Origin of the sequence: Shewanella carassii (genome assembly GCF_002777975.1) — a bacterium.
GTDB lineage: Bacteria > Pseudomonadota > Gammaproteobacteria > Enterobacterales > Shewanellaceae > Shewanella > Shewanella carassii.
This window is the reverse complement of the sequence record NZ_NGVS01000006.1, coordinates 343842-368199: the sequence shown is the minus strand read 5'-3', so window position 1 is coordinate 368199 and position 24358 is coordinate 343842. Positions and strand designations below refer to the sequence as shown.

The 24358-nt window shown below is 51.7% G+C and carries 23 protein-coding genes and 1 riboswitch; of the genes, 9 read left to right on the top strand and 14 right to left on the bottom strand.

Annotated elements, in window-relative coordinates:
- Window positions 1-29: 29 nt before the first annotated feature.
- On the bottom strand, window positions 30-887 hold the full coding sequence (locus tag CBE72_RS04690; RefSeq protein WP_229671862.1) for a GGDEF domain-containing protein: 858 nt from the start codon (window positions 885-887) through the stop codon (window positions 30-32).
- A 231-nt stretch (window positions 888-1118) separates the two neighbouring features.
- Between CBE72_RS04690 and CBE72_RS04685 the strand changes: the two genes are divergently transcribed.
- Window positions 1119-1655, top strand: coding sequence for a GNAT family N-acetyltransferase (locus CBE72_RS04685; protein ID WP_100142517.1), 537 nt, complete (start codon window positions 1119-1121; stop codon window positions 1653-1655).
- A gap of 81 nt (window positions 1656-1736) precedes the next feature.
- The gene (locus CBE72_RS04680) at window positions 1737-2066 is read left to right on the top strand and encodes a hypothetical protein (protein WP_100142516.1); all 330 of its coding nucleotides are present in this window, start codon (window positions 1737-1739) and stop codon (window positions 2064-2066) included.
- A gap of 107 nt (window positions 2067-2173) precedes the next feature.
- Here CBE72_RS04680 and ahpF read toward each other — a convergent pair whose 3' ends face one another.
- From ahpF to CBE72_RS04660, 4 genes are all read right to left on the bottom strand, one after another.
- Entirely contained in the window at window positions 2174-3733 is a 1560-nt protein-coding gene (ahpF, locus tag CBE72_RS04675; protein WP_071476541.1) for an alkyl hydroperoxide reductase subunit F, read from the bottom strand.
- A 104-nt stretch (window positions 3734-3837) separates the two neighbouring features.
- Window positions 3838-4407, bottom strand: coding sequence for an alkyl hydroperoxide reductase subunit C (gene ahpC, locus CBE72_RS04670; protein ID WP_028779456.1), 570 nt, complete (start codon window positions 4405-4407; stop codon window positions 3838-3840).
- Window positions 4408-4596: 189 nt separating this feature from the next.
- On the bottom strand, window positions 4597-6135 hold the full coding sequence (locus tag CBE72_RS04665; protein ID WP_100142515.1) for a leucyl aminopeptidase: 1539 nt from the start codon (window positions 6133-6135) through the stop codon (window positions 4597-4599).
- Window positions 6136-6224: 89 nt separating this feature from the next.
- Window positions 6225-6968, bottom strand: a complete 744-nt coding sequence (locus CBE72_RS04660) for a spermidine synthase (RefSeq protein ID WP_100142514.1) — start codon at window positions 6966-6968, stop codon at window positions 6225-6227.
- 93 nt (window positions 6969-7061) lie between these two features.
- Between CBE72_RS04660 and CBE72_RS04655 the strand changes: the two genes are divergently transcribed.
- A complete protein-coding gene (locus CBE72_RS04655; protein ID WP_100142513.1) occupies window positions 7062-7607 on the top strand; it encodes a mechanosensitive ion channel family protein in 546 nt (181 codons plus the stop codon).
- Here the strand turns inward: CBE72_RS04655 and CBE72_RS04650 are convergent.
- From CBE72_RS04650 to fccA, 3 genes are all read right to left on the bottom strand, one after another.
- Complete coding sequence (locus tag CBE72_RS04650; RefSeq protein ID WP_100142512.1) at window positions 7604-8341, bottom strand: dienelactone hydrolase family protein; 738 nt, start codon at window positions 8339-8341, stop codon at window positions 7604-7606. The two genes, CBE72_RS04655 and CBE72_RS04650, sit on opposite strands and share 4 nt — an antisense overlap.
- A gap of 179 nt (window positions 8342-8520) precedes the next feature.
- Window positions 8521-9510: a 2-hydroxyacid dehydrogenase gene (locus CBE72_RS04645; protein WP_100142511.1), complete on the bottom strand. Its 990-nt coding sequence runs from the start codon at window positions 9508-9510 to the stop codon at window positions 8521-8523.
- A 198-nt stretch (window positions 9511-9708) separates the two neighbouring features.
- Entirely contained in the window at window positions 9709-11493 is a 1785-nt protein-coding gene (fccA, locus tag CBE72_RS04640) for a fumarate reductase flavoprotein subunit FccA (RefSeq protein WP_100142510.1), read from the bottom strand.
- Between the two features lie 391 nt (window positions 11494-11884).
- Here fccA and CBE72_RS04635 point away from each other — a divergent pair, with 391 nt between their 5' ends.
- From CBE72_RS04635 to CBE72_RS04625, 3 genes are read left to right on the top strand one after another with little or no spacing between them, the layout of a single operon-like run.
- Window positions 11885-12295, top strand: a complete 411-nt coding sequence (locus tag CBE72_RS04635) for a hypothetical protein (RefSeq protein WP_100142643.1) — start codon at window positions 11885-11887, stop codon at window positions 12293-12295.
- Window positions 12292-12810 carry a class I SAM-dependent methyltransferase gene (locus CBE72_RS04630; RefSeq protein ID WP_100142509.1) on the top strand — a complete coding sequence of 173 codons (519 nt, stop codon included), beginning with the start codon at window positions 12292-12294 and terminating at the stop codon, window positions 12808-12810. Before CBE72_RS04635 ends, CBE72_RS04630 begins: the two co-directional genes overlap by 4 nt.
- Window positions 12811-12843: 33 nt before the next feature.
- A complete protein-coding gene (locus CBE72_RS04625) occupies window positions 12844-13134 on the top strand; it encodes a hypothetical protein (protein WP_028779462.1) in 291 nt (96 codons plus the stop codon).
- A 204-nt stretch (window positions 13135-13338) separates the two neighbouring features.
- Here CBE72_RS04625 and CBE72_RS04620 read toward each other — a convergent pair whose 3' ends face one another.
- Both CBE72_RS04620 and CBE72_RS04615 read right to left on the bottom strand, forming a co-directional pair.
- Window positions 13339-13527, bottom strand: coding sequence for a hypothetical protein (locus CBE72_RS04620; RefSeq protein WP_025008933.1), 189 nt, complete (start codon window positions 13525-13527; stop codon window positions 13339-13341).
- 188 nt (window positions 13528-13715) lie between these two features.
- Window positions 13716-15824 carry a winged helix-turn-helix domain-containing protein gene (locus tag CBE72_RS04615; protein ID WP_100142508.1) on the bottom strand — a complete coding sequence of 703 codons (2109 nt, stop codon included), beginning with the start codon at window positions 15822-15824 and terminating at the stop codon, window positions 13716-13718.
- 208 nt (window positions 15825-16032) lie between these two features.
- Here CBE72_RS04615 and rluA point away from each other — a divergent pair, with 208 nt between their 5' ends.
- On the top strand, window positions 16033-16710 hold the full coding sequence (rluA, locus tag CBE72_RS04610; RefSeq protein ID WP_025008931.1) for a bifunctional tRNA pseudouridine(32) synthase/23S rRNA pseudouridine(746) synthase RluA: 678 nt from the start codon (window positions 16033-16035) through the stop codon (window positions 16708-16710).
- Window positions 16711-16818: 108 nt separating this feature from the next.
- Complete coding sequence (gene asnC, locus CBE72_RS04605) at window positions 16819-17280, top strand: transcriptional regulator AsnC (protein ID WP_025888669.1); 462 nt, start codon at window positions 16819-16821, stop codon at window positions 17278-17280.
- 54 nt (window positions 17281-17334) lie between these two features.
- Here asnC and CBE72_RS04600 read toward each other — a convergent pair whose 3' ends face one another.
- The 3 genes from CBE72_RS04600 to CBE72_RS04590 form a co-directional block, all read right to left on the bottom strand.
- Entirely contained in the window at window positions 17335-18441 is a 1107-nt protein-coding gene (locus CBE72_RS04600; protein WP_100142507.1) for a succinylglutamate desuccinylase/aspartoacylase family protein, read from the bottom strand.
- Window positions 18431-19798: a lysine-sensitive aspartokinase 3 gene (gene lysC / locus CBE72_RS04595; RefSeq protein ID WP_100142506.1), complete on the bottom strand. Its 1368-nt coding sequence runs from the start codon at window positions 19796-19798 to the stop codon at window positions 18431-18433. The genes CBE72_RS04600 and lysC overlap by 11 nt, the downstream gene beginning before the upstream one ends.
- A 136-nt stretch (window positions 19799-19934) precedes the next feature.
- A riboswitch (Lysine riboswitch) is annotated at window positions 19935-20112 on the bottom strand.
- 85 nt (window positions 20113-20197) lie between these two features.
- Window positions 20198-20629 carry a DUF3293 domain-containing protein gene (locus CBE72_RS04590; RefSeq protein ID WP_100142505.1) on the bottom strand — a complete coding sequence of 144 codons (432 nt, stop codon included), beginning with the start codon at window positions 20627-20629 and terminating at the stop codon, window positions 20198-20200.
- Window positions 20630-21187: 558 nt separating this feature from the next.
- On the opposite strand from CBE72_RS04590, the gene arcA reads away from it, so the two are divergent.
- On the top strand, window positions 21188-21904 hold the full coding sequence (gene arcA / locus CBE72_RS04585; protein ID WP_100142504.1) for a two-component system response regulator ArcA: 717 nt from the start codon (window positions 21188-21190) through the stop codon (window positions 21902-21904).
- Between the two features lie 323 nt (window positions 21905-22227).
- Here arcA and fusA read toward each other — a convergent pair whose 3' ends face one another.
- Window positions 22228-24318, bottom strand: a complete 2091-nt coding sequence (fusA, locus tag CBE72_RS04580) for an elongation factor G (protein WP_100142503.1) — start codon at window positions 24316-24318, stop codon at window positions 22228-22230.
- Window positions 24319-24358: the final 40 nt, after the last annotated feature.

Genomic DNA, 24358 nt, shown 5'->3' with positions numbered 1-24358 from the left:
CGGAATTTATTCCATCCACGCCCAATGAATCACTCTTGTTTCTGAACCCGTTGCAGGGAAGACTTGAGTCCAGCCTTGGCACTTTCCAACATTGGTGCCAACTTGGCGGCAGAATCAGGACTGAAGAAACAACTACTGGAATCCAACTGAGCTAAAGGGTTAAGCTGACTCATCTGTCGCTCCAAGCGCTTGATGATATGCTCCAAGTCCCGCTCCAGATCGACAAATACCAATAAAACATACTGACTATCACTGTAATGGGCCGCTATATCTGCGGTTCTGATTGTGTTGAGAATAAGGTTACCAAGCTCCTTGTGTTGGCGGCTCAAAGCCTCATCATCTATGTCTTTGCCCGGTATCAGTTCCAGAAAAATGATCCCCGAGTGCGCACCAAATCTACGCCCGAGATTAAGTTGCCTCGGAGCCATCATGATGAAACCATAATGATTCAGCATTCCGGTTTCCCGATCACGCATTGACAGTGATTCGATACGATGACTTTGGCATAACAACGCCAAATCTTGTTGCAAAAGGATCTGAAAAGGCTCCAGCATATAGGGGCTAATATGCTGTTGTTCATTGGCATGAGCATTAATGACACAGAGGCAACCAAAAACAGAACCATCAGGCCAAAGAACAGGCCTGGAAAGAATACCAAGTACATTGCTGAATTCCTTAGGGGAATCCTCCGTTGTTGAACGAGTCAGATCCAGATTTACCCCTTCAGGAGGAGCATCAACCATACGCTGAAATACACTTTCATCAGCCGCAAAGACCTTGCCAGGCGGAAATCGATTACTGGCATCGGCAGCACTGACAATAACTTCAAATCCCAAGTCTGTCTTTTGAAGCACAAAAACCTTGTCGGCTTGATAATAACGCTTCATTAATTCACATTGATGCATCCAACGAATAAGGTTGAGTCTGTGGCTTTCACTTTCCAGTAAGCTCTTACCTGGGTCTATGGTGTCCGGGAGCATGTTTCTTCCTGAATTGAATGGCTTGGTTCGTCCTTAAGTGTGGAAGCTAAATGGGAGTTTCGCAAATTGGTCAAATCAAGTGCCAGCGTCCTTGGCTTTGGTTATAATGCGCCCTCTTTATTTTCTTAAAGCCAGCCGATGCCAGAATCCACACAATACCGCCAAGCCAAGATGGCGGACATTGAGACCATTGCCACCCTAGAAAAACGTTTCAATCAAGATGAACTGAGTGCCAAAGAACGTACTCGGGGATTCGAGGGACAAGGGTTTTCCATCTCAGAACTAAACCCTTTAGTCTCGGCTGGCCTGGTCTGGGTGGCTGAGATCTCAGGGGAAATCATGGGTTATCTCATCCTCGGCGACTGGAACAAGCTTAATCATTCACCTTTATGCCAAGCCCTATACCAGCGACTTAGCCAAGGGCATTGCGCACTTAAAACCGATTGGCGCAATACTCTTCACTATGGCCCAGTTTGGGTTCATCCCAAGTATCGGGGCAAAGGTGTATTTGATGGGTTGTACTCTGCCGCTAGAGAAAATAATGACGCTCCCTGGCTAGCACTGATCGCCGAAGACAATGAAGCATCTCTACGAGCGCATAGCCGCCATGCACGCATGCAAACATTGGACTTTGTGACACTCTGCGGCCGTGATTTCTACCTGCTGCAGGGATAAACTTGAACAATGAATTTAACTCATCGTTTGAATTCTACCCTTTGAACCAATTGAGCCAAGATTTAAAACAGCGAGGCCCATATGCCACAGACACCGGAAAGCTTGATACTTACCAGTAAACAGTTACAGCTATCGGCTTGGGACAATGTCAGGTATCTGGTCTCTGTTTTGGCCCTGCAAGGCGAACCGACACAAGCATACGAGGTAACACTCGAAGGCAAGCTTCATTATCTGGTTAATGGATTAGGGGTAAACTTTGATTGTGGTCGCTGCAACAGCTATCAGACACCAATAACCCTCTTGACCGTAACAGATATCAATCCGAACCGAACGCTTGATATCGCCCCGCTATCTGCAGAGCAAATCAATTATCTCTGTATGGAAACGGCTCATTTCGATCACTGTTATTAGACCGGCTCTAACAAAGAAAAAGGACCCGCTATAAAGAGCGGATCCTTTTTGAAATCTACAGCAATCACTCGGCCCTTAGGCGTATTCGCTCTTGAAGGCCTTTAATGTTAAGCCGCTGCCGATTCATCCTCTGAATGGCGGATCAGGTAGTCAAAGGCTCCCAGAGAGGCCGTTGCACCGCTACCCATAGCGATGATGATCTGCTTGTAGGCCGAGTTAGTCACGTCACCAGCAGCAAACACTCCTGGCAGTGAAGTCTGACCGCGTTCATCGACAATGATTTCACCGCGCGGGGTCAACTCCACAGTACCACGCAACCATTCAGTGTTGGGCACCAGACCTATCTGCACAAAGATACCTGCCAGCGCAATATTATGCTGCTCGCCACTGGCTCTGTCTGTGTAGTTAAGGCCGATAACCCGACTGCCATCACCAAGGACTTCAGTCGTTTGCGCCTGGGTGATAATAGTGATGTTACCCATAGATTTGGCCTTGCGCTGCAGCACATCATCGGCGCGCAATTTACTGTCAAACTCGAGTACAGTCACATGCTCAACTATGTTGGCCAGATCGATAGCCGCCTCGATACCCGAGTTACCGCCGCCGATCACCGCAACCCGTTTACCCTTGAACAGCGGGCCATCACAGTGAGGACAATAAGCCACACCGCGGCCACGATATTCCTGCTCACCGGGGACATTCATTTCCCGCCAGCGAGCTCCTGTGGCCAACAAGACAGTGCGGCTCTTGAGTAGGGCACCATTTTCCAGTTCCACTTCATAGAGGCCATTGCTGCCGAGACGAACCGCCTTCTGGTTATCCATCACATCCACTTCATAGTCGCGAACATGCTCTTCCAGATTTGCCACCAACTTGGGGCCTTCAGTCGCCTTGACCGAAATAAAGTTTTCAATGCCGACGGTTTCGCTGACCTGGCCACCGAACTTGTCGGCCAACAGCCCAGTGCGCAGTCCCTTACGGGCAGCGTAGATGGCGGCTGATGCCCCGGCAGGCCCGGCGCCAACCACCAGCACTTCGTAGGGCTTACGCTGGTTAAGGCTTTCGGCTTGGCGGGCAGAGGCATTGGTATCCAGTTTATTGAGTATCTCTTTCAGGCTGATGCGGCCGGCAGAGAAAGGCTCGCCGTTCAGATAAACCGAAGGCACGGCCATGATATTGCGCTGCTCAACCTCATCCTGGAACAAGGCACCATCTATCATGGTATTGCTGATCCGCGGGTTGATCGCCGCCATCATATTGAGCGCCTGCACCACATCCGGGCAGTTCTGGCAGCTCAGAGAGACAAAAGTTTCAAAATGATATTCCCCTGGCAGGCTGCGGATCTGCTCGATCAGCTCGGCCTCCAACTTGATGGGATGCCCACCTGTGTGCAACAGAGCCAGCACAAGTGAGGTAAATTCGTGCCCCATGGGCAAACCGGCAAAACGTATATCAGAGCCCTTGATTGAGGTAACTTGCATCGCCGGGGTACGGGATAGTGACTGCTCGGTCACACTGACCAGGGAAGACAGCGAGGCAATATCCTGTGCCAGAGCCAACAGCTCTTTGGACTTTGGGCTTTCATCTGCAGATACGACAAGTTCAACTGGTTGCTTGAGGTTCTGCAGATAGGTTTGCAGTTGATTTTTCAGATTCGCATCCAACATGATGACTCCAGAATCAGACTAAAGGAAAACAGAAATAGTGCGGGGAAAGAGGCTCCGAACCCTTGCAGGGGGAGGTTCGGAGCCTTCTGGGTCAGACTGGCAGTTTAGATTTTGCCAACCAGGTCCAGAGAAGGAGCCAGAGTTTCGTCGCCTGGCTGCCACTTGGCTGGGCAAACTTCGCCGTCGTGAGTAGCAACATATTGAGCAGCTTGGATCTTACGAACCAGCTCGCTGGCACTACGTCCGATACCCAGGTCATGGATTTCAGCGACTTTGATTTCACCTTCAGGGTTGCTGACGAAAGTACCGCGCAGGGCGACACCGTCTTCCTCAACCAGCACACCGAAGTTACGGCTGATTTCACCGGTTGGGTCACCTATCATTGGGAATTGGATCTTGTTGATGGTGTCGGAAGTATCGTGCCATGCCTTGTGAGTAAAGTGCTTGTCGGTAGACACAGAGTAAACTTCAACGCCCATAGCTTGCAGTTTTTCGTAGTGGTCAGCCATATCACCCAGTTCAGTTGGGCAAACGAAGGTAAAGTCGGCTGGGTAGAAGAAAACTACAGACCACTTGCCCAGCAGATCCTGTTCGGTCAGCTCAACGAATTCACCTTTGTGGAAGGCGGTAGCTTTAAAGGGTTTGATTACAGAGTTGATGATTGACTGAGTCATTGTATGCTCCCATTTTCAGTTTGAATTGTCCGGGTCAACTTCATTGCTGCCCCTCGATGGAAGTCATATTAACCAAAGGGTTTAAAATAAGATAACGGATAAAAGCTGTTGCCTTAATCGGTTTTTTAGGGGAGCTTGTATCGGGAGCGAAAAAAGCGATTACCCTTCGCTCCCGAGCAAGTTATTGATCTATTGGTTATCACTGAACTTATGCTGTTCCAACCAATGGCTCAACAGGCGTACACCATAACCGGTAGCTCCGGCCGGAGCCAACTGAGTGTCGCTCCTGACCAGGGCGTTACCGGCAATGTCCAGATGAGCCCAGGGTTGCTCACCGGCAAAACGCTTGAGAAACATCGCCGCCGAAGAAGCCCCGGCGCTGCCTTCACGGCCTGTGTTGGTTAAGTCTGCTATGCTGGAATGCAACTCTTCGCCGTAGGCCGGATCCAGCGGCAAGCGCCACAGCTTTTCCCCTACCTGCTGCCCCGCATAGGTCAGTTGCTGCACCAAAGGTTCCGAGTCACTGAACAGGCCGGCATACTCCACCCCTAGGGCACGCACCTTGGACCCTGTGAGGGTCGCCACATCCACTATCACTTGTGGTTGGTATTGCTCGCGGGCATACCAAAGACCGTCGGCCAACACCAGACGTCCTTCGGCGTCGGTATTGAGGACTTCAACCGTCAGCCCCTGGGCAGTCTTGATCACATCCCCGGGGATCATCGCACGGCCCGAGACCATGTTTTCCGCCAGCGGCATGATACCCACCAGATTAACTGGCGCCTTGGCGGCGGCCATCGCCTTGACCGTTCCCAACACTGTGGCGGCGCCGGCCATATCTGACTTCATCCGCGCAATCGAAGTGCCGGTCGCCTTGATGTTATAGCCGCCTGAGTCAAAGGTAATCCCCTTCCCCACCAGCGCAACCGGAGCATCATCACTGCCTTGCCAGTGTGCCACTACCAACCTTGGGCCACGCTCACTGCCTTTGCCCACGGCCAGCAGCGCCCCCATATTGAGCTTGGCCAGGTCTTTTGGCTCCAACACCTTAACCTTGACGCCAAGACGCTTGAGTTCCTTGGCCGCATCGGCAAAGGACTCGGGATAGAGTTCGGCGGCAGGTTTGTTGGTCAGATCCCGCGCCAGCGCCACACCATCGGCAATCGCTGCCGACTTGAGGTGATTAGTCTCGGCTATCTTGGGCTCGGCGACCGCAAAATGGTACTGTTTTTCGGTGCGCGGCTTGGCCGTAAAGTCACGATAGCGGTAGCTTGCCAGGGAGATCCCCTGGGTCAATTCGGCGATAAACCCTTGACTATTGGGGATATCAGCGGCCCATACCGCCACCTTGGGTTGTTTGACGCCTTCCAGGTGATTGGACAGCTTGCCCCCCAGCAAGGCTGTCTTCCCCGGCGTCAGTTCAGCATCCCCAAGCCCGAGCAGCAACAGGCGTTCAGCTTGGGTACCAATGGGGGCCAGCAATTCGAGCAGCTCGCCCTCCTGGCCTTTGAAGTTAGCAGCCGCAATGGCGCGCTGCAGTTGTTTGCGGGTATCCGCCTGCAAGCCTGCGGCCGAGTAGAGGGTGCCATCCTGATGCTGGAACATCACCAAGGTATTGACCGGGGCGACTTGAGTGGCAAACTCATACTGTTCGGCCTGTGTCGTCCCAGCGCCCATAAGGCAGGATAGGGTCAGAAGTTTTACAGCTAATCTTTTGTTTTTATTCATTTGTACTGCTTATCATTATTGAGGGGCAGACAAATATAACATCAGGGCTTTTACGAACTAGAGCCCTTAACAATCCCTTACAAATTAGCCTACTGCCAGAGTTCGAAGCGACTGAGGGAGCGGCCGAGATCGCAGTCCAGCACAGCAGACAAGCCGGCGGCGCCCTGCTTGAGCCCGGCACTGGTAAAGTTTTTCGGTGTCCTTGAGGCAAACACTACCCAGTTGCCGCCCCCCGTGAGGCAGGCCCGCACATCGGGGAAATGTTGCTGTAGGCGAGCCAGCAGGCCTCTGTCCTGACTGTGCTCTTTCCAGCAGTTGAGCACCAGCAAACCCTCACTCTTGAGCAGTGCCAGGCTCTGCTCGATAAAGGCTTGGCTCAGCTGACCGGCATCAACGCCTTCAGAGCCGTAGAGATCGGCGAAGATAATATCTACCTTCTTGTGATCGGCACTGGCCAGAAACTGATTGGCATCCTGATTGATAAGGTTCAGCTTTTTCGACAGTGGCAGTTGAAAATGGCTCTTGGCCAACTCAAGCACCAGGGGACGCAACTCGACCGCTGTAAGCTTGATAGCGGCATCAAAATGCCTCAGCGCATGCACCAAGGCGCCGCCGCCCAGCCCCAAAATGATGGAGCTCTTGGGTTTGAGGTACAAAAGCGCCAACAGCATGGCTTGCACATAGGTGTGCTGCGGTACATGGGGAGCCTTTTTCAACAGTTTGCTCTGCTCATCGTGTTCGCCGAAGGCTAAGATCCGACAGTCGCCATCATCAAGGACAGCGACGCTGCCCCATTCATCCTGTTGCTGCACTAAGGTGCGATAATCTGACATGCTTGAATAATTCTCGGTTGGGGAGTTTATCCCCTGTGACAAAGTCGCTAGTATGCCAGCAAACGCCTTATTTCTCACAGAAGCAAACGCCATATGACTCACAATATTCTGATTGCCTGCCTCTATCTCGGGGTGTTTTTCTTTCTGCAGCGGGCGCTGAAAAATGCAGTGCAAACCCTGGCGGACAAGAAACAGGTCAGCGCCGCCCGTACCAGCCTGGTGACTCGCTTTATCAGCTATCTGTTGTTCTTTGTCACTCTATCGCTGATGGCCGTTTCTCTGGGACTCGGCTATCAGGAGGTTTCACTGTTCGTGTCTTCGGCATTTGCCGTGCTGGGGGTGGCTTTGGTGGCCCAGTGGTCGATACTGAGTAACCTCACCGCCGGGGTACTGATCTTTTTTGTGTTTCCCTACAAGGTCGGTGAGCGGATCAAAGTTGTCGACAAGGATGAGGATATTACCGGGGTATTGTTGGAAGTGGGGCTGTTTCACGTGCTTATCCGCCGCGACAACGGCGATACTGTTACCTACCCCAACAACCTGATACTGCAAAAAGCCGTGCTGAAGCTGGCACCCGGCAATGCCTCGGCGCCGCAGGCACAAGAGACAATACCGGAGCAGTTACCCAAGCAGGATTAATTAAGCCTGCGCTGGAACAGCGCCAGCGCCTGCTGGTACATCTGCAGCGCCAATGCCGGGTCATAACGGGGATCGCCATCCCTCATAAAGGCATGCTGGGCATTGAGCTCCTGCCAGCTGTATAAGAGCTGGCATTGCTCCAGCCTTTGCTGGATGAGACGGCGCCCTTCACTCGGCACATGGGGGTCCTGCTTGCCCCAGATCATTACCAACTCGGCGCGAATATCCCGGCAGCGGCTCAGAGAGTCATTCCCCGGCGCACTCGGGATAGCGCCGCTGTGAATATCTGTGGCATAGAGACAAAATGCCGCTGCGATGTCGGGGTTAAGGGCGGCGCGAAATGCCAGGTGGCCGCCAACACAGACGCCCATGGCACCAATCCGGCCGCGGCTCCAGGGCTGAGCCCGGATAAAATCCACCAGTGCCTGAGTATCATCATCGTGGGCTTCCAATGGCTTGCTCAGCTTATCGCTGTTGCCTTTGTCCTTGCCACTGTCATCATAACCAAGCACAGTGCCCGGCGGATTGAGCTCGTGGAAAATTTCCGGCACCAATACCGCAAAGCCGTGACCGGCCAGCATACAAGCCATGCGGCTTATTGGCGCGGTTTCCTGAAAGATTTCCGAGTAAAAGATGATAGCGGGAAAACAACCCTCACTATCGGGACGATAGACCCGGGTTTGCATGCTGCCGCTTGCCGTCGGCAGTTGATGAAGACTCTGTGTGACCAGCATGACACCTCCCTATGAGCATCTCCCCGATGCGGTTATCTCAATCTAGCAATCGGGGAGTTGGGTGTCAGTATTTATCTATAAAGAATTCTTGCAAAGGGCTAGGGCCATTTGCTGCGAACCACGTGCATCCAGGCCTGTAAGCCGACGCAGAGCACACATGGGACTTGTTCGCACCTTCCTTAGAAAAGCTCGTTACCCGAACGCTCACCGCTGAGGAGTTTCTGTACATTGGACAGTGTAGTGTGGGCGATGGCGCCCAAGGCCTCTTCGGTCAAAAACGCCTGGTGACCGGTAAAGATCACGTTGTGGCAAGCCGATAGACGCCGGAATACATCGTCCTGGATCACTTCGTTGGACTTGTCTTCAAAGAACAGCTCTTTCTCGTTCTCATACACGTCCAACCCCAACGAACCTATCTGTCCGAGCTTGAGCGCTTCCATGGCATCTATGGCGTTGAGCAAGCCGCCACGACTGGTGTTGATCACCATCATGCTAGGCTTCATCTTGGCAAAGCTGTCTGCGTTGAGCAAATGGCGGTTTTCCGCCGTCAGCGGGCAATGAAGACTGATGATATCGCTCTGTTGGTACATTTCATCCAGAGTGACATAGCGAGCCCCCAGCGCCTCTACTTGCGGGTTGGGATAAGGGTCAAACGCCAGTACTTTACAGCCAAAGCCCAACAAGACCTTGATGGTGGCGATACCGATTTTCCCTGTGCCGACCACGCCCACAGTCTTACCGAACATGTTGAAGCCCACCAACCCTTCGAGAGAGAAGTTGGCATCCCGGGTGCGTTGATACGCCTTATGGATCTTGCGGTTCAGGGTCAACATCAGAGCGACCGTATGCTCGGCTACAGATTCTGGAGAGTAAGCCGGGACATTGACGACACTCATTCCCAGCCGTTTGGCCGCATCCAGGTCGACATTATTAAAGCCGGCGCAACGCATGGCGATGATCCGGGTGCCATTGGTGGCCAGTTCTGTCAACACCTCATCATTGAGCTCATCGTTGACGAAGGCGCAGATCACTTCGAATCCGTAAGCCAGTTTCACTGTTTGCATGCATAGGCGCACGTCGAAGTACTCAATTTGCGCCCCGAAGGCCTCGTTGGTACGGTTGAAATGCTGCATGTCGTAACGCTTGGCGCTAAAAAAACCTATCTTCATGCTGTTTATGACCCGGTAGTTGGACTGATAGCTAAAAGTGTAAGTGAATTACTTAAACTTGTCTTTGCCTAGCTCGGGCAATCTCACCGGAAACATGATGCAGCGCACCAAAAATAAAAAAGCGGACTCCTGACAGTCCGCTTTTTTTGATGGGGGCTCAAGCGCCCCGACTCCGTGCTATCGGAGAATTAGCTTGGCCTAGTGCTCTTTAGCGTACTTGGCAGCTTCAGCACCGGCGATACGACCGAAGGTGACGATATCAGAGATAGCGTTACCACCCAGACGGTTGGCACCGTGAACACCACCAGTGGCTTCACCGGCAGCATACATACCTTGGATCAGATGACCGTCTTTGGCTTTAACCTCAGTCTTAGTATCGATCTTCACGCCACCCATGCTGTGGTGTACAGCTGGCTTAACTTCGATGGCGTAGTATGGAGCAGTACCCAGTTCACGAGGCAGGTTAGGACGCTCGAATTGAGTGTCTTTACCAGACTTCACGAAACCGTTGTAGGTAGCGATAGTCTTGGCCAGTTCGGCACCTGGAACACCAATCTTCTTGGCCAGTTCTTCAGGAGTCTTACCTTCGTCAACAATGCCCAGGTGGACATAGTTTTCAATCTTCTTCAAGCTCTTACGAACTGAGTCATCGAATACCAAGAAGGCGCTGGCACCTTTCTGTTTCAGGATGGCTGCAGAAGCCTTGTCACGAGTAGTGATTTCGTTGACGAAACGGTCACCTTCGCGGTTAACCAGGATAGCACCGTTACCACGTACGGCTTCAGTTACCATCACACCACCACGTGGGGACAGAGTTGGGTGAGCCTGTACCCATTCCAGATCGCGGGTATCGGCACCGGCTTGCATGGCAACATCCAGACCGTCACCGGTTGCACCTGGGTGGTTGGTAGCAGCAAAGCCTTTCAGCTTAGGATCGTACTTGGCAACGCGGTCGTTGTTCTTGGCGAAACCACCGGTAGCCATAACCACGGCGTCAGCCTTGATCACGTAGTAACCAGTGTACTTACCTTCAACCAGAACGCCGGTCACTTTACCTGAATCATCTTTCAGTACGCGAACAACGCGGCTGTTCAGACGGATATCGGTACCGCGCTTAACAGCGTTGTCCCACAGTACTTGGGCTACGTGAGCACCCACACCGGCACCACCAGTTGGACGGTGGCTACGGTTGACACTAGCACCACCCATACGACCCACGTCATTCATGTCGGCGCCCATAGCGGTCAACCAGTCGATAGAGTCGGAAGAGTTGTTGGCCAGTACTTTAACCAGTTCAGGATCGTTGATGTTGCGGCCACCTTTCATGGTGTCCTGGATCATGATCTCTTTCTTGTCTTTAATGCCCAGAGCCGCTTGAGGCTTGGTTTCAGCAGCGTTCATACCGCCTGCAGCCAGCTTGGTGTTACCACCTGGGACAGGTTCTTTTTCCAGCAAAATCACTTTGGCACCGTTGTCGCGAGCAGATACTGCTGCGGCCAGACCGGCACCACCAGAACCTATGATAACCACGTCAGTGGTTTCACGAGGACCGGCTGCAATGGCTTTTTCCTGAGCGTCTTTTTGTACATCGATAGGAACAAACTTACGTTCCCACTTGCCGCCGAATGGCATATCGAAATCGAAGCTGTGGCAAGCGTCACAGTAAGCAACTGATTTTTCATGGCCTTTGTGGCAAGAAGTACAAGCGATTTCACCGATCAGGTGAGACTTGTGTGGAGAAATCTTCAGATCTTTTTCACCGGCAGCAATCTCATTCAGATCACCGTGGCAGCTAACGCACTGAGCGTTCTCATGGGTCAGGTTGTCATCGGTAGGACCTTTCTTGGAAACGTGGCAAGTATCACAACCGCCCATTTCACCATGAAAATCCGCCAATACATCTGCGCCGGCATAAGCTGTTCCGGCCATCATGCCGGAAATCAGTGCTGCCAGTGCTGTTTTCTTAAGTGCTCCCGTGAACATAGAGTGTTCCTCCACCATATTATTTCACATACTCGTATATAGCTATTTCGTACTACACTGCTTTTTATTTATATGAACCAAGGCTGTAGCACGTCATATCTCCCGCGACAGAAGATAACACTACCCCTTTAGGCATATATTTAACTGAGTCACAAAAAAATTTCTCTTGAGGCACCTTATCCACATTTCTGTGCACTCTTGCAGATAAGGTGGCTACACATTGATACAAATCACAGTTAACGTGCGGTATATCCATACCTGACTAACATTTCCGGAATCTGAGCTTCCATGTGAGAAAGTTCGACAAATACAAAGTCAAGCATAGTCGTCAATTAGCGAATGCTGCTAAGCTAACGCAAAATTTATACTCTTGATCACAGATATCATCACCATGGCAAAAGCACAGATGTCGGAAAAGCAGTTTTGGCTGCAACGCCTTTGTAAGACTAGTCTCAGAGCCCTACATATTTTGGGAATAGTCGGCGCAGGTGGCGGTATTTTGCTGTCGGTCCCCAAAGAAAGCTGGCAGCTCTATTGGATCATGGCCATGGCCAGTGGTAGTTGCCTGATGCTGTGGGAGATAGTCCGGGATTGGCGCTGGCTTATCCAATTGAAAGGGGTATTGACCCTGGTGAAACTACTGCTGATCTTGCTATTCATTCCCTTGGCAAGCTACAAGAGCGAATTGCTCGTGACTGTGGTTTTACTGTCGGTCATAGTGTCACATGGACCTGCAGGTCTGAGACATTACTCTATAGTTCATAGACGCAGAATCGACAGCCGCAAGGAGATCAAGGGATGAATACCGCAGAGCTGATCACCGCCTTTGACCGACACCCAGAGATAACGCCGACGCTCAGAGTGCTGGACCTGGCCTGTGGCTCCGGGCGCAACGGCCATTGGTTTGCCAAGCAGGGCGCCGAGGTCACCTTCATCGATCGCAATCCCGAGGGTTTTGATGGCCTCTGGCACCAGTTTCCTCACTGCCAATTTATCGAATGGGATCTCGAACAAGGTGATAAACCCGAGCTTCAGCCTTTCGATGTAGTATTGGTGTTCAACTACCTGCACCGCCCCTCGCTTCCCTGGATTGCCAAACAGCTAAAGCCTGGAGGCTTGCTGTTTTACGAAACCTTTACCCAGGAACAGGCCAAATTAGGCCGCCCCAGCAACCCGGATTTCTTACTGAATGAAAGTGAGCTGCAACACAGATTTGCCAAATTTGAGACTTTACATTACTTTGAAGGCCATATGCCCGGCGGAGAAACGGGAATGCTACAGGCAAAGGCACAGTTGATAGCCAGAGCCGTTCGCTGATCCGCCTTTATTCAGCCGTATCAAGGACCTGTAATGTTTCCCTATCCCGAGCAGTATCGGCTTGCCCTGCCCCCGCTGATCACCGCCTTTATGGTGCTCTGGTCTTTGTTGACCCGACCTCTGCTGGGAGATGCCAGTCCATTCGCCCTCTATCCCTTGTTGTTATTATTTCCCCTGGTGCTTGGGCTACACCTGCACCTTATCTGGCAAGCCGCCGGCTTACGTCGCTTGGATCAGGCCTTCTACGCTCTGGTACACGGTATTCTGGCTTTCGTAGTCTGGACCTTTTGCATCATGCATGTGGGCGGTCACAGCTTCTCCTAAGCTTCCGGATAAATAAAAAGGGGCGCGGTTTACACCGAGCCCCTTTGGCTTGGAAAGGGAGAGTTATTTGTCCTTAGGGTCGAGCAAGCTTGATTCTTCGGACGCAAGAACCAAGTTTAAAAACAGGTAGTACACCAATACAAAAGCGCTCAGTGAACCGACCAAATAGAGAGTTACCTGCAACATGATGGCCTCCGCTGACGGTTATAGATTGATGGACTCATCGGGGATCTTGTAAATCACACACTCTGGATACGGCTCACACAGAGATGGCGTATTGACTTCATCCTTGCCCTTGGTGGGTGTCGACGCCAGCAGTAGCGGTAAAGCAAACAGAGTAGAAAGCAACGCAAATCCAATCGCATTTTTCACAAACTGATTCAAACTTTTCATCGTCTTTTCTCCTGCTGGGAAATGGGTGGGCGCAAACTGCGCCCGAGATTGCTTTAACCTTTTGGCCCGGTACTCAGGGTAAAAACCAAGCGCTTTGGTGGTCAGGCAATCAAGCTTGTCCCTAAAGCTATCTCAGGCAGGGGAAAGCACCATAATGAAAAGGTGACGGAAAGGTGATGTCTTATAAATCAGTTAATTACTTCAACTATATCGGTATTGGCAGGCCCCAATAACGCCAGCGAGATCTGGCCATCATCTGTCACTGACAGCAATCTTGGGGAAACTTTCTCCATCGGAATGTCGCGCTCCTCTCTATTACCCGTGTGGAGATCTATCTTGAGAATACCCATGGCATGATCGTTGGGCCGCAGTAACCAGAGTGCCTCGGCAGCCAGTTGCCAACTGCTGCCGAAGTGAGGAGTATATTGGTCATAAAAGAGTTCTTCGACGCCCTGCTTCAGGCGCCAAATCCCTTTCTTGTACAGGCGGGTAAAATAAAGAGTACCGTCGGCGGCGTATTTGGCAGAAAAGCCATCCATCAGCAAAGGTTGCTGCTCGCCACTGTCCAACATCAGGCTGTTTATCTGCCAGCGACCATCGACACTGACGGCTGCCAGCAGTTCATTGCTACTGCGCCCCCAACTGACATTACGGACATTGCCCAGCTGAGGGAAAAACTTGAGTTCACCGTTTTCAGGGTTAAGGACAAACACCTGTTGGTTGAGGCTGCCGGCCACCAGCTTGTCATCGGCTGAATAGCTGAGTTCATCTATATGGGAAAAAGTGCTCAGGCGACTCAGCTGTTTCTCGGTGCCCTGTTCATCCCGACACCATAGTTGTGGCAAGCCGCTGCGATTGGAAACAAAGATCAACTCCTTGCCATCGTGGCGCAAGGTACCGGCGGTATCACGGCGGCTGGACGCCACAAAGCGCTGCGGCTTGGAAGCCTCATCGAAGGGCGATGACCAAAACCAGATCTCCTCTTCAAACAGTTCGCCGACAACCGCGGCCATGCGTCCGGCACTATTGGCCGAGGGAGAATTGATTTCCTGCAACACGCTCGTCAGCCGGGTTAACTTGCGGGGTTTGAGTTGCAAACGGTAAAGTTGCCCCTCCTCACCTCGGTATACCAAGGCGTTACCGCCTTTGTCCCAAGCGATACTGCGCAGTGGATACCCCACTCGCTGTAGGTTTTGCCAATCACCGGATTCGATATCAAAGAGTAAGATCTGAGTATCAAACCAGTTGATACTGCGCAGCACCGCCAGACTGTGACCGTCGGGAGACAAGGCCAGCGCATAGTCGCCGCGCCCCACCACATGAGGTTGACTCAATTGCTGGCGCCGACCGTCGCTGAGGCTGAGCAGAAAAATGCGCTTGAAACCTTCGACCCCTTCGGCATCCACATAAAACAGCGAGCGGTTCGATGGGCTCCAGGCGATGCTGGTAGACTGTGTCGTCTGATGGCACTGGCTGACTATGCGGCTCTGCATCCCTTCGTCAGTCAGCTCTGTCAACATGATACGGCAGCCCTGAGTCTCACTGAATGCCAAATAAGCCAAGGCCTTGCCATCGTGGCGCCAAGCCGGGTAGCGCAGACTGTAATCATCCACAACAGGAATGGTTTTGATGACTCTGTCGCCGAGCGACATCAGCTCAATATGCCATTTATCGGCGTTCAGCTCCCGGTAGGAAAATGCCAGCATGCTGCCATCGGGGGACAGGCTGGGATCCACCTCCTGACCATTGAGCGAAGTCAGTGGAGTCAAACGCCGGATGGCCACATCAGTCAACTCAAGCTGGGGGTTTTCCTGGGCAGGAGCCAGATAGAGCCAACTGGCGATACCCGCTGCCAGCACTCCGAAGGCGCCGCCCAGATAGCCCCACTTGCTGCCGCCAGCGGTTATCTTTTGCTCAGTCTCGGCATCTAACGGTGTTATTGGTAGAGGGTTGTCCGGCGAATCATCGTCGAGTGTCGTCTCGCGTACTTTCGCTATCAACACATAGCCCTGCTTGGGCACTGTCTTGATAAAACGTGGCTCTCTGGGATTATCCTGCAGATGCTGACGCAGCAAACCTATGATGCGGTTGATGGCGTTATCCGTAATTATACCGCCATGCCAAACCTCCTGGATCAACATCTCTCGGGTCACCAAGGTGTTGGCATGATGAATAAGACACAGCAATACCTGCATCACCCTGAGCTCGAGCCGCACTTGAGCCTCTTCGCGGCTCAACGTACTCATCTGAGGGTCAACTAACCAATCTTCCAACAGGTAACCTGAGCGCCTTCCCATACCAATCCATTTCCAATTCAAACACTAAGATACTAATTGCCGCGGTTGTAAAAGAGAAGTAAAGCACTCAAATTAACCCAAGGAAGATATGGACAAGTTCCATGATGCTCTGCGTTGGCTTACGCGCCTGGATGCAACAACGCCCAAGAGCTTGCATCTACCTGCAGCCGCGGTTATCTTTGCCGTCCATTTTTATTGAGGCCATGACATGTCAGATTTTGTCTACAATCCACCAACCGAGCCTTGGCTGGATATTCTTTACCAGGACAAGGACATCATAGTCATCAATAAACCTTCGGGACTGCTCTCGGTTCCCGGACGGGATCCGGCCCATCACGACAGCGCCTATGCCAGAGTGTTGGCCGAACATCCGCAGGCACAAGTGGTTCACCGCCTCGACATGGCCACCTCGGGCGTGCTCTTATTGGCACTGAGGCGCAGTGCCGAGCGTGAACTGAAACGCCAGTTTCGAGACAGGGAAACCCAAAAAAGTTACTACGCCAGAGTCGCCGGCCATATCAAGGCCACTCAAGGCAGTATAGAACTGCCACTCATCTGCGACTGGCCCAACAGGCCCAGACAGAAAGTTGACCATCAAGTGGGTAAGCCGTCATTGACTCACTATGAGGTGATCAGCAAGGGACGTTATTCAACTCTGGTCAAGCTGATCCCCATCACAGGGCGTTCACACCAACTCAGGGTGCATATGATGGCGCTGGGCCACCCCATTCTGGGCGATGGTTTCTACGCCGACTCCTGGGCAAAAAGATTGGCTCCCAGATTGCTGCTGCATGCCGCCAGCCTCAGCATCAAGCATCCCTACTCGGGTGAACCCATGAGCTTCAGTGCACCGGTGCCTTTTCTCGCGCCCGAAGGTGAGCAATAACGGCTAACGTCACCATAGATGTTGAGCCAAAAGTCGCCATAAGACTGGCAATTTTACAATAAAACACGTAGATTCATGCCTGATTATAAGCAATTTAGGCGTGATGCTGTGGATACATCATTTCAAAGAGATCAACTGGACAATCAGATCCTGGAAGCCCTGATGCAGGATGCTCGAACCCCTTTTGCCGAGCTGGCCAAACGCTTCAGCGTCAGCGCAGGTACGATTCATGTCAGGGTCGAAAAGATGAAACAGGCCGGTATCATCACCGGAGCCCAAATAACAGTTAACCCCAAGGCTCTGGGCTATGATGTCTGTTGCTTTATCGGCATCAATCTCAAGAGTGCCGGTGATTATCCCGCCGCCATCTCCAAGCTCAATGAGTTGGAAGAAGTAGTCGAAGCCTACTACACCACGGGCAACTACAGCGTATTTGTCAAAGTGATGTGTCAGTCCATCGATGCCCTGCAGCACGTATTGATTAACCGTATCCAGTCGATAGATGAAATTCAGTCCACCGAAACCCTGATCAGCCTGCAGAACCCGATTGTCAGGGCGGTAAAACCCTAACATCCGATCCGATTAGTTAATAAAAAATGGCCCGGCTTATCACCGGGCCTGATTTTAATCAGAAACAGAAAAGTAGTGGGTCATCACCTTGTAGAGCTCGGTTCCCTGATGCACCGACGCAGAGGCAAAATGCAGCACGGGGATCACATCCTCATTGAGTGAGAGCCTGGTGACTTCAGTACCGACATCGACTCGATCGAGCCTGAGCATATTGACCAGAGGTGTGCCCGCAGCCAAAGGTACTCCCGGCTCGGCCAGATACTCCACCATCCCTGCCATAGGCGCGTGAAACTTTCGATAATCTTTAAGCAAACAAGCAAAACGTGGCATCACCTCGGGCTGTATGCGCTGGGTTATCGCTCCCCTATGGCTCAAATAACTTAATATCCCTTCCGCATCCCGGCTGGCATCGGCAAGATCGATACGCTCCTGGCTGCCAAGCTCCAAGGTAAAGGCCGACACGGCGACTCTCAGATCTCGCCCCCGGCTCTTGGCATAATCGCTAAGTTGCCACCAGGGATTGAAGGCCGCTTCATCCATGGCGCCACCAAAACCTTTGGGCATTACCAAGGTGTAGGGAATATGAAAGTAGCTGGCTGCGGACAACTCATATTCGGGGCAATAGAGGTGTTTACAGGACTTGGGGCCGGTGTGCAGATCCAGCACTATGTCAGCGCCGTGCGCCAGTTTCTGCAGATTGAGCGCCAATCTCTGGCCGGTCGTCACTCCCCAAGGATTGGCCAATGCCTGTTCACAGTTGGCAATAAGAAGCTGACGAAAAGCATCAAACAATACCTGCTCCTGCAGCTCACTATACTGCGGATACCAGTCATCCAGGTGGACGGCCTGATCCAGATAGGCTCGGTTCCAGTTGATACCTGTGATGGGGTCGAAGCGGCCCAAGGTAAACTCACCACTTTTCTGGTTGATCCCCAAGGGGTTGGCCAGAGGCACCAGAGTGATATCCCCCAGAGGCGGATGCGCCTTGAAGTACTGCAGCAACTGCAAAATCACCGCATTGCCCTGCACCTCGGCGCCATGCACATTGGCCTGAATATAGACTCTGGGCGCCGAATGACTGGAGCCTTTGAAGCGATATATGGGGATGGTCAGAGGCTGACCTGCGGCCAGCTCCCCAACCTGCAGGTGTTCAAGCTGCATCCTGAGCACCTTCAAATAAGTTGCGATGCAAAGCGGCCACCACATCACCGGCTTCGGCTTCAGACACCAAGACACAGAGATTGTGTGGACTGGCGCCCTGACAGATCATTCGGACGTTATGGGGTTCGAGCACTTCAAATACCCGGCGACAGATCCCGGCAGTAGTGGCTATCTTGTTGCCTATAATGGCCACCAGGGCCAGCTTGTCTTCCACCCGCACCCGGCAGTGTTGCGACAACTCCTGCAACAGAGCTTCGGTCAGAAGCCCCTTACCGGCCGAATCTGAGCCTGTTTTGTCCAGCGTCAGCGATACATTCACCTCTGAGGTGGTAATGAGATCGACACTGATCTTATGCCGCGCCAAGATAGCGAAGGTTTCGGCCAAGAACCCCTGGGCATGCAGCATCTGCAGACTGTGCAAGTTAAGCAGGGTCTGATCTCGTCTCACGGCAACGGCCCTGAATACCGGCTCATCATCCACTTGGTGGCGGATCCAGGTACCGCCTTTTTCCGGCGCCCGACTGGAACCGACAAACACTTGGATCTGTTGACGCACCGCCGGCAAGATGGTGGCAGGGTGTAACACCTTGGCGCCAAAAGTAGCCATCTCGGCCGCCTCATTAAAACTGATTTCAGCAATGGGCCTAGCGTTGGGAGCCAGTCTGGGATCTGTGGTGTAAATTCCTTCTACATCGGTCCAGATCTCCACCGCATCGGCTTCCAAAGCCTCAGCCAATAGGGCCGCGGAATAATCACTGCCGCCACGCCCAAGGGTAGTGGTTCGCCCCTCGGCATCGGCACCGATAAAGCCCTGGGTCACCAGCAGTTGTTGCTCAAGCAAGGGTTGTAATTTCTCTGTCGCCAGCCGCTTTAGCTCGGCAATTTGTGGTTCGGCCTTACCGAAATGGCTATCGGTACGCATCACCTGACGCACATCAAAGGCGCTGGCCTTGGCACCGCGTTCTCTCAAAACCGCGGCAAACAGTGCTGAAGAGCATTGCTCACCGAGGGACAGGATCTCATCCACCATAGCATTGCTCGGCGCCTGCAACAGCTTGGCACTGAGCGTTGCCATGCGGCTGAGCAAAGCATCCAGCGCCGCGGCTACATCGGCCGGTCTACCGAGTTTATCCAGAATTGCGTATTGAATGCTGGCTATCTCTTTCAATAGCCTGAGACGACGCTCGTCCCCCATGTCTGCCTGGGACAACTCCACCAGCAGATTGGTCACACCTGATGAGGCACTCACCACAACCAAACGAGTAGCCGAATTTCCCAGCACTATATCGGCACAGCAATTCATCGCCTGATAATCGGCGACCGAGGTACCGCCAAACTTGGCAACAACTAGGGACATCAGCGCATTCCCCCGCAGGCAGGAGACAGGGAAAGGTTGACAACGAGAATAGATTTCATGAATTAAGCTCCGAACAGATAACGTTCGAAGAGCCTGGTGCTGAGATAACGCACCCCAAAGTAGGGAAAAAGCGATCGTCACCAGAAGCTCTCCACCAAAAACCAGGTGACAGCCGCCAGGATTCAGCCTGACCAACCGACCGGAGAGCGTTACCAATGCGCATCCCGACCTCGGCGTTAATCTCCCTCATGAGCCGTCATTGGAAATTGGCTTCCTCTGACTCACTACCTAGTTAACGCACCTCTTCTGTTCCTTTCTCTCGAAAGGGATTAAAAAATTAGCAATAAAGCCCTTATGAAGTCAATGCTAATTTGCACCCGATGAAATTTCCTCAACTCATCAGTCACTGAGCTCGGGTAACTCATTAACCAGTCTAGCCCTGTTTTTAAATAACCCGAGTTCAACTTCACACTCTCCCCTAAGGCAGGGCACTAAGGTTAATATGCCATTATTCACATAGTAGAGAGCGTTTTGATGGTACTTTAACGCCAACTCGATTGCTGCGGTCTTATCCAGAAACAGAGCCCAACTTTTCTCCATATGACTGAGATCCTCAGCCGCCCCTATGATCGCCCGGTAAGGTATGCCCAACTTATCAATATCACCTTGTAATTGCCGATCGAGAAGACGATTTTGACTGGAAGTCAGTTTTTGCCCCAAGGGATTATGGGCGGTGACAATAGCGAAAGGTATGGTGGAAGAAAACGACTGAGTCAATAAAAAGCATGCGCTCTGGTAGCATTGCCAGAGACTTTCAAATGCAGCATCCATTGTAGTATCTGTCTCTAATTAACCGAATTCATTCTAGCAAAGGGTTACAAAATCCCCTAGTCTCGTGAGCAAGCTCACAGTAAGGCAGAATGTAAAATGCTTAAGTTTCAACACTCAACATGAAAACTTGTGATACGGATCATAGTTAACCATTAATTTGTTAACATTTTATTTGTTAACAAATGCCCAATCCTAGTACAATGTAATGTATCGATGAAGGCTTAGAGTTAAGCGTGTGACCCGGCTAGCGCCATTACGCGACAGCATAAGTCTCTATCGATAACGACTCTGTACCAAATGTAATCTGGTTTTAAGATAACGTTTTTAGAATTTCCAAGCCTTTCAGGAACTAAATCCCACGACTGGGAATCCTAGATTGTACAGTTCGCGCCTCTCCCAATTGGAGAGCATACTTTGCTAATCATGAAGTGTGTTGCCGTTTCATTTCAGTTTTGAACAGCACTTACGTGAACCCTGTGAATGTTGGCGTTTTAGGTATTAGAACGGAGCGTCACCCGCGCTCATGGTTAGATAAACTGATTTAATTAGGTAAATAACATGCAAAACCCGCACATTCTGATCGTTGAAGATGAAGCCGTTACCCGTAACACGCTGAGAAGTATTTTCGAGGCAGAAGGTTATGTGGTGACCGAAGCCAATGATGGCGCAGAGATGCACAAAGCCTTGCAAGAAAACAAGGTGAACCTGGTGGTTATGGATATCAACCTACCGGGTAAGAATGGTTTGCTATTGGCGCGGGAGTTGCGCGAAATCAACAATATCGGTTTGATCTTCCTTACCGGTCGTGACAACGAAGTGGACAAGATCCTTGGTTTGGAAATCGGTGCCGATGATTACATCACCAAGCCATTCAACCCTCGCGAGTTGACTATTCGTGCCCGCAACCTGCTGACTCGCGTCAACAGTTCAGGCATTGAAATTGAAGAAAAGGCCGCCGTTGAATACTACCGCTTCAATGGTTGGAGCCTGGAAATCAACAGCCGTTCTCTGGTGAGCCCACAGGGTGAATCTTACAAACTGCCACGTAGCGAATTCCGCGCTATGCTGCACTTTGTGGAAAACCCAGGCAAGATCCTCAGCCGCGCTGAGCTGCTGATGAAAATGACCGGCCGTGAGCTCAAGCCACACGACCGTACTGTCGATGTGACTATCCGTCGTATTCGTAAGCACTTCGAAAGTGTACCTGATACACCGGAAATCATCGCCACCATCCACGGCGAAGGCTACCGCTTCTGCGGTAACCTGGAAGACTGATAAACACGCTTTATCAGCCCTACACAAAGCCAGCCTATCGAGCTGGCTTTTGTTTATCTGCTATCACCTATTTCAGTTCCCCTCGCTACTGATATTCACAGTAGCTTCCTCACGGTAAGTCTCTGCCGATCCCAGCTCCTTTATCTTAGGTAGCGCCTTGGCCCATATGCCAGTTTCGGAAACAGTTGCCACACAATTACCCATTGATATTCATGGGCATCCGCCGAGCTGAGTGCAAGTTTGATTCTGCTGGCTTCGCGGCACTAGATATTCGCCCATAAAAAAACCCGCCATCAAGGCGGGTTTTTCAGGATTAATTATCCTTACTTCTTGGCAGCGTTACGTGCCTTGGTTTCAGCGATAACAGTCTCAGCCACGTTGGCAGGACATGGAGCATAGTGAGAGAACTCCATGGAGAACTGACCACGACCAGAAGTCATAGTACGCAGGTGACCGATGTAACCGAACATTTCTGCCAGTGGTACGTCAGCCTTAACGCGTACGCCAGTCAGACCGGCTTCCTGATCCTTGATCATACCGCGACGACGGTTCAGGTCACCGATAACGTCACCAACGTGATCGTCTGGAGTGAACACGTCAACCTTCATCACAGGCTCAAGCAGCTGAGGCTTGGCTTTAGGCATAGACTGACGGAATGCACCCTTGGCAGCGATTTCAAACGCGATCGCTGAGGAGTCAACTGCGTGGTAACCACCGTCAAACAGTTCAACTTCAACGTCCAGTACTGGGAAGCCAGCCAGAGGACCTTCGTTCATCATGTCTTCGAAGCCGCTTTCAACTGCTGGCCAGAATTCACGAGGTACGTTACCACCAACAACGCTGGAGGTGAACTTGAAGCCACTACCAGCTTCGCCTGGACGGATGCGGTAGTCGATCTTACCGAACTGACCAGAACCACCAGACTGCTTCTTGTGAGTGTAGCTGTCTTCAACGGCTTGAGTGATGGTTTCACGGTAAGCTACCTGTGGAGCACCAACAGTCAGTTCAACACCGTGAGTACGCTTCAGGATGTCTACTTTGATGTCCAGGTGCAATTCACCCATACCCTTAAGGATGGTTTCACCGGTTTCTTGGTCGGTTTCAACCTGGAATGATGGATCTTCTGCAACCATCTTACCCAGAGCAACACCCAGCTTCTCAGAAGCGCCTTTGTCCTTAGGAGTTACAGCGATAGAGATCACTGGATCAGGGAAGATCATAGGTTCAAGAGTACATTCGTGCTTAGGATCACACAGAGTGTGACCAGTCTGAACGTTCTTCATACCCACAACGGCGATGATGTCACCGGCTTGGGCAAAGTCGATCTCTTTACGATCGTTAGCGTGCATCTCAACCATACGGCCGATACGCTCGGTCTTACCGGTAGCACTATTCAGGATAGTGTCACCTTTCTTCATCTTACCAGAGTAGATACGGATAAAGGTCAGGGCGCCGAAACGGTCATCCATGATCTTGAACGCCAGCGCGCGCAGTGGCTCGTCGGCAGATACAGTAGCGACTTCACCGGTTTCTTCACCAGTTTCTGGGTCAGTCAGAGGCTGAGGCTCAACTTCTGTTGGAGATGGCAGGTAGTCAACAACCGCATCCAGAACCAGCTGCATACCCTTGTTACGGTAAGCAGAACCACAGTATGTGGGGAAGAATGACAGGTTGATGGTACCCTTACGGATACAACGCTTCAGGTCTTCGATAGAAGGCTCTTCACCTTCCATGTAGGCTTCCATCAGGTCGTCGTCCTGCTCAACGGCAGTCTCAACCAGTTGCTCACGGTATTCTTCAACCAGATCAACCATGTCTTCTGGAACTTCTTCTACAGAGTAGTTTTCTGGCAGACCAGAATCATCCCATACATAGGCTTTACGGTTCAGAACGTCAACAACGCCCTTGAACTCGTCTTCTACGCCGATAGGCAGAGTCATAACCAGTGGAGTCGCAGCCAGAACGCGCTTGATCTGACCTACAACACGCAAGAAGTCAGCACCCATGCGGTCCAACTTGTTTACGAAGATGATACGAGCAACTTCAGATTCGTTAGCATAACGCCAGTTGGTTTCGGACTGAGGCTCAACACCACCGGAACCACAGAATACGCCAATACCGCCGTCCAGAACTTTCAGAGAACGATATACTTCAACGGTGAAGTCAACGTGTCCGGGTGTGTCGATGACGTTGAAACGGTGATCTTTCCAGAAGCAACTTACCGCAGCAGACTGAATGGTAATACCGCGCTCGGCTTCCTGCTCCATGAAGTCAGTAGTAGTGGTACCGTCGTGGCTGTCACCCATCTTGTGGATTTTGCCGGTCAGTTTCAGGATACGTTCTGTGGTAGTGGTTTTACCCGCGTCAACGTGAGCAAAAATACCAATGTTTCTGTATTTTGATAAGTCAGTCATGATTCAACTTCAAATGATTAGTTAATAGGAGACGGAGTAT

Coding starts and splice junctions, on each gene's coding strand:
- CBE72_RS04590 (WP_100142505.1), bottom strand. CDS start 20,629: ATGGATGCTGCATTTGAAAGTCTCTGGCAATGCTACCAGAGCGCATGC.
- lysC (WP_100142506.1), bottom strand. CDS start 19,798: ATGTCCCTAGTTGTTGCCAAGTTTGGCGGTACCTCGGTCGCCGATTAT.
- CBE72_RS04625 (WP_028779462.1), top strand. CDS start 12,844: ATGTTTCCCTATCCCGAGCAGTATCGGCTTGCCCTGCCCCCGCTGATC.
- CBE72_RS04635 (WP_100142643.1), top strand. CDS start 11,885: ATGGCAAAAGCACAGATGTCGGAAAAGCAGTTTTGGCTGCAACGCCTT.
- ahpF (WP_071476541.1), bottom strand. CDS start 3,733: ATGTTGGATGCGAATCTGAAAAATCAACTGCAAACCTATCTGCAGAAC.
- ahpC (WP_028779456.1), bottom strand. CDS start 4,407: ATGACTCAGTCAATCATCAACTCTGTAATCAAACCCTTTAAAGCTACC.
- CBE72_RS04645 (WP_100142511.1), bottom strand. CDS start 9,510: ATGAAGATAGGTTTTTTTAGCGCCAAGCGTTACGACATGCAGCATTTC.
- arcA (WP_100142504.1), top strand. CDS start 21,188: ATGCAAAACCCGCACATTCTGATCGTTGAAGATGAAGCCGTTACCCGT.
- fccA (WP_100142510.1), bottom strand. CDS start 11,493: ATGTTCACGGGAGCACTTAAGAAAACAGCACTGGCAGCACTGATTTCC.
- CBE72_RS04680 (WP_100142516.1), top strand. CDS start 1,737: ATGCCACAGACACCGGAAAGCTTGATACTTACCAGTAAACAGTTACAG.
- CBE72_RS04650 (WP_100142512.1), bottom strand. CDS start 8,341: ATGCTGGTCACACAGAGTCTTCATCAACTGCCGACGGCAAGCGGCAGC.
- CBE72_RS04620 (WP_025008933.1), bottom strand. CDS start 13,527: ATGAAAAGTTTGAATCAGTTTGTGAAAAATGCGATTGGATTTGCGTTG.
- CBE72_RS04630 (WP_100142509.1), top strand. CDS start 12,292: ATGAATACCGCAGAGCTGATCACCGCCTTTGACCGACACCCAGAGATA.
- rluA (WP_025008931.1), top strand. CDS start 16,033: ATGTCAGATTTTGTCTACAATCCACCAACCGAGCCTTGGCTGGATATT.
- CBE72_RS04665 (WP_100142515.1), bottom strand. CDS start 6,135: ATGAATAAAAACAAAAGATTAGCTGTAAAACTTCTGACCCTATCCTGC.
- CBE72_RS04600 (WP_100142507.1), bottom strand. CDS start 18,441: ATGCAGCTTGAACACCTGCAGGTTGGGGAGCTGGCCGCAGGTCAGCCT.
- CBE72_RS04690 (WP_229671862.1), bottom strand. CDS start 887: ATGAAGCGTTATTATCAAGCCGACAAGGTTTTTGTGCTTCAAAAGACA.
- fusA (WP_100142503.1), bottom strand. CDS start 24,318: ATGACTGACTTATCAAAATACAGAAACATTGGTATTTTTGCTCACGTT.
- CBE72_RS04615 (WP_100142508.1), bottom strand. CDS start 15,824: ATGGGAAGGCGCTCAGGTTACCTGTTGGAAGATTGGTTAGTTGACCCT.
- CBE72_RS04655 (WP_100142513.1), top strand. CDS start 7,062: ATGACTCACAATATTCTGATTGCCTGCCTCTATCTCGGGGTGTTTTTC.
- CBE72_RS04660 (WP_100142514.1), bottom strand. CDS start 6,968: ATGTCAGATTATCGCACCTTAGTGCAGCAACAGGATGAATGGGGCAGC.
- CBE72_RS04685 (WP_100142517.1), top strand. CDS start 1,119: ATGCCAGAATCCACACAATACCGCCAAGCCAAGATGGCGGACATTGAG.